Source organism: Streptomyces himastatinicus ATCC 53653, from assembly GCF_000158915.1.
Taxonomy (GTDB): domain Bacteria; phylum Actinomycetota; class Actinomycetes; order Streptomycetales; family Streptomycetaceae; genus Streptomyces; species Streptomyces himastatinicus.
The window spans coordinates 3201351-3210129 of record NZ_GG657754.1 but is presented as its reverse complement, the minus strand read 5'-3'; the positions used below and the strand labels follow the sequence as shown (position 1 = coordinate 3210129).

At 71.1% G+C, this 8779-nt stretch carries 7 protein-coding genes and 2 pseudogenes; 8 read left to right on the top strand and 1 reads right to left on the bottom strand.

The window, feature by feature from the left end; all coding sequences use genetic code 11:
- Nucleotides 1–428, bottom strand: a pseudogene (locus SSOG_RS53520) (hypothetical protein); the annotation flags it as partial.
- Nucleotides 429–565: 137 nt separating this feature from the next.
- On the opposite strand from SSOG_RS53520, the gene rimP reads away from it, so the two are divergent.
- From rimP to SSOG_RS12925, 8 genes and pseudogenes are all read left to right on the top strand, one after another.
- Complete coding sequence (gene rimP / locus SSOG_RS12960; RefSeq protein ID WP_009714675.1) at nt 566–1072, top strand: ribosome maturation factor RimP; 507 nt, start codon at nt 566–568, stop codon at nt 1070–1072.
- Nucleotides 1073–1074: 2 nt separating this feature from the next.
- Entirely contained in the window at nt 1075–2067 is a 993-nt protein-coding gene (gene nusA, locus SSOG_RS12955; RefSeq protein WP_009714674.1) for a transcription termination factor NusA, read from the top strand.
- 117 nt (nt 2068–2184) lie between these two features.
- Nucleotides 2185–2475, top strand: coding sequence for a YlxR family protein (locus SSOG_RS12950; protein WP_009714673.1), 291 nt, complete (start codon nt 2185–2187; stop codon nt 2473–2475).
- A 153-nt stretch (nt 2476–2628) separates the two neighbouring features.
- Nucleotides 2629–5759: pseudogene (gene infB, locus SSOG_RS57895) on the top strand (translation initiation factor IF-2).
- A 121-nt stretch (nt 5760–5880) separates the two neighbouring features.
- Nucleotides 5881–6177 carry a DUF503 domain-containing protein gene (locus tag SSOG_RS12940; RefSeq protein ID WP_009714670.1) on the top strand — a complete coding sequence of 99 codons (297 nt, stop codon included), beginning with the start codon at nt 5881–5883 and terminating at the stop codon, nt 6175–6177.
- Between the two features lie 76 nt (nt 6178–6253).
- Nucleotides 6254–6751: a 30S ribosome-binding factor RbfA gene (gene rbfA / locus SSOG_RS12935; RefSeq protein WP_009714669.1), complete on the top strand. Its 498-nt coding sequence runs from the start codon at nt 6254–6256 to the stop codon at nt 6749–6751.
- Nucleotides 6748–7668: a tRNA pseudouridine(55) synthase TruB gene (gene truB, locus SSOG_RS12930; RefSeq protein ID WP_009714668.1), complete on the top strand. Its 921-nt coding sequence runs from the start codon at nt 6748–6750 to the stop codon at nt 7666–7668. The genes rbfA and truB overlap by 4 nt, the downstream gene beginning before the upstream one ends.
- 132 nt (nt 7669–7800) lie before the next feature.
- The gene (locus SSOG_RS12925; RefSeq protein ID WP_009714667.1) at nt 7801–8757 is read left to right on the top strand and encodes a bifunctional riboflavin kinase/FAD synthetase; all 957 of its coding nucleotides are present in this window, start codon (nt 7801–7803) and stop codon (nt 8755–8757) included.
- Nucleotides 8758–8779 lie beyond the last annotated feature (22 nt).

Here is an 8779-nt window from a genome sequence, read left to right as displayed (position 1 = left end):
CGCCGCCCGCCCGCTGCCGGTGAGCGGGACGCGGTCGCGGAGGCGGACGCGGAGGGGGCCTTGGAGCCGAAGGCCGCCATATGGGCCGCCGTCTCCGCCCGCAGCGGCCGCAGCCGCTCCGCGAGCCCGGCATGGGCGTCGATGGTCGCGTCGTAGCGCGCGAGGAGCGCGGCCGAGTCCCGTACGCCCCGGGCGCGCAGCTTCGCGACGTCCGCGGAACCGGATGACCGGTGTCCGTCGTCCGAGTCACCGGAGCAGCCGGCGAGCAGCGCGGCGGCGCCCGCCGAGCCGCCTGCCAGCAGCAGACTTCGCCGCCGCGGGGACGCGGCCTGGGGGAGGGACGGGGACGTGGGGCGAGGTGGGGGATTCGTGATCGACACGTTCCTCTTTCCGGGCTGCGGCAGCTCCCGGCCGCCGTTAGTGATCACAGCAGGCGAGCGTACCCGCGCGGGGCCGGAAAGCCGGGCAGCGGCCACCGAATCGTCAGCCCGCCGCCGGAACAGATAGGCTTTGAGCTGACACGCGACCTTCCCACAACAGCACACGCGGCCGAGGAGTCACCCGGATGAGCACGACCCAGAGCGAAAGGCTGCGCGGACTGCTGGAACCGCTCGTCAGCGCACGGGACCTGGATCTGGAAGAGGTCGAGGTGACACCGGCCGGGAAGCGGCGCGTCCTTCGCATCGTGGTGGACTCCGACGACGGCGTGCAGCTGGATACGTGTGCTGAGCTGAGCCGGGCGATCTCGCAGGCGCTCGACGAGTCGGACGCGATGGGTCAGACCCCGTACGTCCTGGAGGTCACCTCCCCCGGCGCCGAGCGCCCCCTGATCGAGCAGCGCCACTACCGCCGGGCCACCGGACGGTTGATGAAGGCGCAGCTGGTGGAGGGCGGCGAGCTGATCGCCCGGATCATCGCGGTCGATGACGAGGGGCTGGATCTGGAAGTCCCCGGAGTGAAGGGGCGCAAGCCCACCACCAGGCGGCTGGCCTTCAAGGAGATCTCCAAGGCACGTGTGGAGATCGAGTTCAACCGCAAGCCCGAGGGCGACGAGAGCAAGGAGGAGGCGTAGCCGTGGACATCGACATGAGTGCCCTGCGGGGTCTGGTGCGGGAGAAGGAGATCTCGTTCGACCTGCTGGTCGAGGCGATCGAGTCGGCTCTCCTCATCGCTTACCACCGCACCGAGGGAAGCCGCCGGCGGGCCCGGGTGCAGCTGGACCGCAACAGCGGCCATGTGACGGTGTGGGCCCAGGAGGACGCCGACGATCTCGAGGAGGGCGAGGAGCCCCGCGAGTTCGACGACACCCCCTCCGGCTTCGGCCGGATCGCCGCCATGACCGCCAAGCAGGTCATCCTCCAGCGGCTGCGGGACGCCGAGGAGGAGATCACCTTCGGCGAGTACGCGGGTCGGGAGGGCGATGTCGTCGCGGGCGTCGTCCAGCAGGGCAAGGACCCGAAGAACATCCTGGTGGACATCGGCCGCCTCGAGGCGATCCTGCCCTCGCAGGAGCAGGTGCCCGGCGAGGACTACGCGCACGGCACCCGGCTCCGTACGTACGTCGTACGAGTGGTCAAGGGCGTGCGCGGCCCGTCGGTGACCCTTTCGCGTACGCATCCCAATTTGGTGAAGAAGCTCTTCGCGCTCGAGGTGCCGGAGATCGCGGACGGCTCGGTGGAGATCGCGGCGATCGCCCGTGAGGCGGGTCACCGCACGAAGATCGCCGTCCGGTCCACCCGTTCGGGCCTGAACGCCAAGGGCGCGTGCATCGGCCCGATGGGCGGCCGGGTGCGCAGCGTGATGGCCGAGCTGCACGGCGAGAAGATCGACATCGTCGACTGGTCGGACGACCCCGCCGAGCTGGTGGCGAACGCGCTGTCGCCCGCCCGGGTGAGCAAGGTCGAGGTCGTGGACCTGGCGGCCCGGTCCGCGCGGGTCACCGTGCCGGACTATCAGCTGTCGCTGGCGATCGGCAAGGAAGGGCAGAACGCCCGGCTCGCCGCCCGGCTCACGGGCTGGCGGATCGACATCCGGCCGGACACCGATCAGTCCGCCGATCAGACCTGATCAGGGTCGATCAAGGCTGATTCAAGCCGCGGACACCCGGGATCCAGCCGAAATCGTGTGACGGTTCGATCACTCCCCCCAAGGGGTGAGGTCGGCGCAGGGAGGTAGACTTAAGCAGTGTCTGGCCGCACGCGAGCCCGTGCCTGCCCTGAGAGAACCTGTGTGGGATGTCGGGAGCGGGCGGCCAAGGACGATCTGCTGCGCATCGTGGCGGTCGAGGGCGTTTGCGTCCCCGATCGGCGCGGTACGCTGCCCGGTCGGGGCGCTTATATGCACCCCACACGGGTCTGTTTCGACCTGGCGGTCCGCCGCCGGGCCTTTCCCCGGGCCTTCAGGGGACCGGGGGCGTTCGACACCACGGACTTGCGCCGCTATGTCGAGCACCAGGGTGAGCAGTCACCCCAGTAAGAAGCTGGAAGAACGGCACGGAACAACCGTGCGGTCAGGTACCTCGCGAGTCGGAAGTAGGTCGAGATTGCGATGAGCACTCGATGAGTACGCGATGAGTACGCCCATGAAGTAGCGACGGTCCGGCGGTAACCCGGACCTAAAAGGAGCGAAGTGGCTAAGGTCCGGGTATACGAACTCGCCAAGGAGTTCGGCGTTGAGAGCAAGGTCGTCATGGCCAAGCTCCAGGAGCTCGGTGAGTTCGTACGTTCGGCGTCCTCGACGATCGAGGCGCCGGTTGTCCGCAAGTTGACTGACGCTTTCCAGGGCGGCAACGGCTCCGGCCGTGCCTCCGGCAAGCCCTCGGCGCCGCGCAAGGCGACGCCCAAGCCCCCGACGCCGGGTCCGGCGTCGGCGGCCCGTCCCGCTGCCCCCAAGCCCCCGACGCCCGGCCCCAAGCCGGCCGCCGCCGAGGGCCCCGGCAGCACGCCGTCCGCGGCGCCCACCCCGGGCCCGCGGCCGACTCCGGGCGCCCGCCCGACGCCCGGCCCCAAGCCGGGTCCGGCGCAGCCCGCGGCTGCGCGGCGCAGCCGGAGTTCACCGCCCCGCCGGCCACTCCCGGCCCCCAATCCCTCCCCGGCCAAGTCGGGCGCGCTTCAAGCCGGGCGCCACGCTTGGTCCGCGCCCCGGTGCCCGTCCCGGCCCCGGTGGCCAGGCCAGGGTGGTCAGGGCGGCTATGGCTAGGGCCAGATGGTCAGGTCATGGCGGTTCATGGCGGCCGTTCCGGCTGCTCCTCGTCCTGGGCAGGATCGCTCGTTTTTCGCCCCTTGTGGTGGAATTCGGTCCGCGTCCGGGTACAACCCCTTCACCTCCGGTGGCTCCACCTGTGCATGGTGCGCCCGCAGGCGCCCCGTCCCGGCGGCGGTGCCCGTCCGGGCCCCGGCGGCCAGGGCGGTGCCGGTCCGCGTCCGCAGGGCGGCGGCCAGGGCGGTCCCGGTGCCGGTCGCGGCCAGGGTGCGGGCGGTCCCCGTCCCACTCCGGGTTCGATGCCGCGTCCGCAGGGCGCCCAGGGCGGCGGCCCCCGCCCCGGCGGCGGCTCCGGCGGCCCGCGTCCCAACCCGGGCATGATGCCGCAGCGTCCGGCCGCGGGTCCGCGTCCGGGCCCCGGTGGCGGCGGCGGTCGCGGTCCCGGCGGTGCCGGTCGTCCCGGTGGCGGTGGCGGCGGTCGTCCGGGTGGCGGCGGCGGTTTCGCCGGTCGTCCCGGTGGCGGTGGCGGCGGTCGTCCGGGTGGCGGCGGCGGTTTCGCCGGTCGTCCCGGTGGCGGCGGTGGCCGTCCGGGCTTCGGCGGTCGTCCGGGTGGTCCCGGTGGCCGTGGTGGCACGCAGGGTGCGTTCGGCCGTCCCGGCGGTCCGGCGCGTCGTGGCCGTAAGTCGAAGCGGCAGAGGCGCCAGGAGTACGAGGCCATGCAGGCCCCGTCGGTCGGCGGCGTGATGCTGCCGCGCGGCAACGGCCAGACGGTCAGGCTGTCGCGTGGTGCGTCGCTCACCGACTTCGCGGAGAAGATCAACGCCAACCCGGCGTCGCTGGTCGCCGTGATGCTCAACCTCGGCGAGATGGTCACCGCGACCCAGTCGGTCTCCGACGAGACGCTCCAGCTTCTCGCCGACGAGATGAACTACACCGTCGAGATCGTCAGCCCGGAGGAGGAGGACCGCGAGCTTCTCGAGTCCTTCGACATCGAGTTCGGCGAGAACGAGGGCGGCGAGGAGATGCTCGTCGCGCGTCCGCCGGTGGTGACCGTCATGGGTCACGTCGACCACGGTAAGACGCGACTGCTGGACGCGATCCGCAAGACCAACGTGGTCGCGGGCGAGGCCGGTGGCATCACCCAGCACATCGGTGCCTACCAGGTCTCGACCGACGTCAACGACGAAGAGCGCAAGATCACCTTCATTGACACCCCGGGTCACGAGGCGTTCACCGCCATGCGTGCCCGTGGTGCCAAGTCGACCGACATCGCGATCCTCGTGGTGGCGGCCAACGACGGTGTGATGCCCCAGACGATCGAGGCGCTGAACCACGCCAAGGCGGCCGACGTGCCGATCGTGGTCGCGGTCAACAAGATCGACGTCGAGGGCGCGGACCCGACCAAGGTGCGCGGTCAGCTGACCGAGTACGGCCTGGTGGCCGAGGAGTACGGCGGCGACACCATGTTCGTCGACATCTCCGCCCGCCAGGGTCTGAACATCGACCAGCTGCTCGAGGCCGTGGTCCTCACCGCGGACGCCTCGCTCGACCTGCGCGCCAACGCGGAGCAGGACGCGCAGGGCATCGCGATCGAGGCGCACCTCGACCGCGGCCGCGGCGCCGTGGCCACCGTGCTGGTCCAGCGCGGCACCCTGAAGGTCGGCGAGACGATGGTCGTCGGCGACGCGTACGGCCGCGTCCGGGCGATGCTCGACGACAACGGCAACCAGCTCCAGGAGGCGGGTCCCTCGACCCCGGTCCTGGTGCTCGGTCTGACCAACGTGCCGGGCGCGGGCGACAACTTCCTCGTCGTCGACGAGGACCGCACCGCCCGCCAGATCGCCGAGAAGCGCGCGGCGCGCGAGCGCAACGCCGCCTTCGCCAAGCGCACCCGCCGGGTCTCCCTGGAGGACCTGGACAAGGTGCTCAAGGCCGGTCAGGTGCAGCAGCTCAACCTCATCATCAAGGGCGACGCGTCCGGTTCGGTGGAGGCCCTCGAGTCCTCCCTGCTCCAGCTCGACGTCGGCGAAGAGGTCGACCTGCGCGTCCTGCACCGCGGTGTGGGTGCGGTCACCGAGACCGACATCGACCTGGCGACCGGCTCCGACGCCATCGTCATCGGCTTCAATGTGCGCGCCGACGGGCGTGCCACGCAGATGGCCGAGCGCGAGGGCGTGGACGTCCGCTACTACTCGGTCATCTACCAGGTGATCGAGGAGATCGAGGCGGCCCTCAAGGGCATGCTCAAGCCGGAGTACGAAGAGGTCGAGCTGGGCACGGCGGAGATCCGCGAGGTCTTCCGCTCGTCCAAGCTGGGCAACATCGCGGGTGTGCTCATCCGCTCCGGCGAGGTCAAGCGGAACACCAAGGCCCGCCTCGTCCGCGACGGCAAGGTCATCGCGGAGAACCTCAACATCGAGGGTCTGCGCCGCTTCAAGGACGACGTCACCGAGATTCGCGAAGGCTTCGAGGGCGGTATCAACCTCGGCAGCTACAACGACATCAAGATCGACGACGTCATCGCGACGTACGAGATGCGCGAGAAGCCGCGCGGCTGACGCGTGCCTCTCATCCGGGGCCGGTCGGCGGAGAATTTCCGTCGATCGGCCCCGGCCCTTGCGTGTACGGTTCGAGAAGCCCGAACCCCCAAGGCCCCACGGGTGGCTTGACCCGGACTGCATGTATGTAGGGACGTTGTCCTTTGACCTGCTCCTCGGCGACGTACGGTCGCTGAAGGAGAAGCGCTCCGTCGTCCGCCCGATCGTCGCCGAGCTGCACCGCAAGTACGCGGTGAGCGTGGCGGAGGTCGGTGACCAGGACCTCTACCGCAGGGCCGAGATCGGCCTCGCGGCGGTCTCGGGGGACGCGAGCCACCTCAACGACGTCCTCGACCGCTGCGAGCGGCTGGTCGCGGCGCGGCCGGAGGTGGAGCTGCTGTCGGTACGACGGCGGCTCCACGGTGGCGACGACGAGTGAGGGCCGGGGATCGACGGCCGGCCGATGACCGTCCCTGACCATCGATGAGTGAAGCGAAGAAGAGAGAAGAAGACGCATGACCGACACCGCGCGGGCACGCAAGCTGGCGGACCGCATCCGGGTCGTGGTCGCGGAGACGCTACAGCGGCGGATCAAGGACCCGCGGCTCGGCTATGTGACCATCACCGACACCCGGATCACCGGTGATCTGCGGGAGGCGACCGTCTTCTACACGGTCTACGGCGACGACGAGGAGCGTGCGGCCTCGGCCGCCGCCCTGGAGAGCGCCAAGGGCGTGCTGCGGTCGGAGGTCGGACGGCAGACCGGGGTGCGGTTCACCCCGACCCTGACGTTCGTCCCGGACGCCCTGCCGGACAACGCCCGTACGATCGACGACCTCCTCGCCAAGGCCAAGGCGGCCGACGCGGAGGTCCGTGAGGCGTCCTCGGGCGCCACGTACGCCGGTGAGGCCGACCCGTACCGCAAGCCGGGTGAGGAAGAGGCGGACGAGTCTGCTTCCGGCGGCGACGACGGCGAGTCTCCCTCCGGCGGCAAGGGTGCCGCGGACGCATGACACGCAAGGGCAGGGCCGGTTCCGGTACGCCGGACGGCCTGGTGATCGTCGACAAACCGGCCGGGTTCACCTCGCACGACGTCGTCGCGAAGATGCGCCGCTTCGCCGGTACGCGCCGGGTCGGGCACGCCGGGACGCTGGACCCGATGGCCACGGGCGTGCTGGTGATCGGCGTCGAGAAGGCGACCCGGCTGCTCGGCCATCTGGCGCTGACCGAGAAGGAATACACGGCCACCATCCGGCTCGGCCAGACCACGGTCACGGACGACGCCGAGGGGGAGATCACCTCCTCCGGCGGTGCGGCCGGGACCGCGCTGAGCGCCGTCGAGGCCGGGATCGGCGAGCTGACCGGGGACATCCAGCAGGTGCCGTCCAAGGTCAGCGCCATCAAGATCGACGGCAAGCGGTCCTACACCCGGGCCCGGGAGGGCGAGGAGTTCGAGATCCCGGCCCGGCCGGTCACCGTCTCGTCCTTCGTCCTCCATGAGTCCCGCGAGGCGAAGGCCGAGGACGGCACCCCCGTCCTCGACCTCGACGTCACGGTCGTGTGCTCCTCGGGTACGTACATCCGCGCCTTGGCCCGCGACCTCGGCGCCGGGCTCGGCACCGGCGGCCATCTGACGGCACTGCGCCGCACCCGGGTCGGCCCATACGGGCTGGAGGCCGCGCGGACGCTGGAGCAGCTGGAGGAGTCCCTCCAGATCATGCCCATCGCCGAGGCCGCGGCCGCCGCGTTCCCGCGCTGGGACGTCGACGAGCACCAGGCCCGGCTGCTGGGGAACGGCGTACGGATCGACATGCCGCCGCGCGAGGGCGCCGCGGCGGGCCCGGTGGCGGTCTTCGGACCGGACGGGCGCTTCCTGGCCCTGGTGGAGGAGTCGAAGGGCCGGGCCAAGAGCCTCGCCGTCTTCGCATAGGGGTTCCGCGGGCCCCCGCCGACCGGCCTCCGGTGCACGGTGGGGGCGGGCGGCATGGCAGTCTTAGAGCTGCGAAAGCAAAAGCGAAAGCGATAATCCGGCAGTCGAAGGTTCGGGCGAGGAGCGGGCATAGTGCAGCGCTGGCGTGGCTTGGAGGACATCCCCGAGGACTGGGGGCGCAGCGTCGTCACGATCGGTTCCTACGACGGAGTGCACCGCGGGCATCAGCTGATCATCGGCCGCGCGGTGGCCCGCGCGCGGGAGCTGGGCGTACCGGCGGTCGTGGTCACCTTCGACCCGCATCCGAGCGAGGTCGTGCGGCCCGGCAGCCATCCGCCGCTGCTCGCCCCGCACCAGCGGCGCGCGGAGCTGATGGCGGCACTGGGCGTGGACGCGGTGCTGATCCTTCCGTTCACCCAGGAGTTCTCGCGGCTCACCCCCGCCGACTTCGTGGTGAAGGTGCTGGTCGACAAGCTCCACGCGCGGGTCGTGGTGGAGGGCCCCAACTTCCGCTTCGGCCACCGGGCCGCCGGAAACGTCGACTCACTGCGCGAGCTGGGCACCACCTACGACTACGAGGTCGAGGTGATCGACCTGTACGAGCGCGGCGCGGCGGGCGGCGGCGAGCCGTTCTCGTCCACCCTGGTGCGCAGGCTGGTCGCCGAGGGGGACGTCGCGGGCGCCATGGAGGTCCTGGGACGGCCGCACCGCGTCGAGGGCGTCGTGGTCCGCGGCGCGCAGCGCGGCCGCGAACTGGGCTTCCCCACGGCCAATCTGGAGACGCTGCCGCACACCGCGATCCCGGCCGACGGGGTCTACGCGGGCTGGCTGACGGCCGAGGGCGAGTCCATGCCCGCGGCCATCTCGGTCGGCACCAACCCGCAGTTCGACGGGACCGAGCGGACCGTGGAGGCGTACGCGATCGACCGGGTCGGTCTGGATCTGTACGGGCTCCATGTGGAGGTGGACTTCCTCGCCTTCCTGCGCGGCCAGGAGAAGTTCGACTCGATCGAGGCGCTGCTGGAGCGGATGGCGGCCGATGTGAAGCGCGCGAGCGAGCTGGTGGAGGAGTACGGCAGCCACCGCTGACCGCAGCCATACAACGGCGATC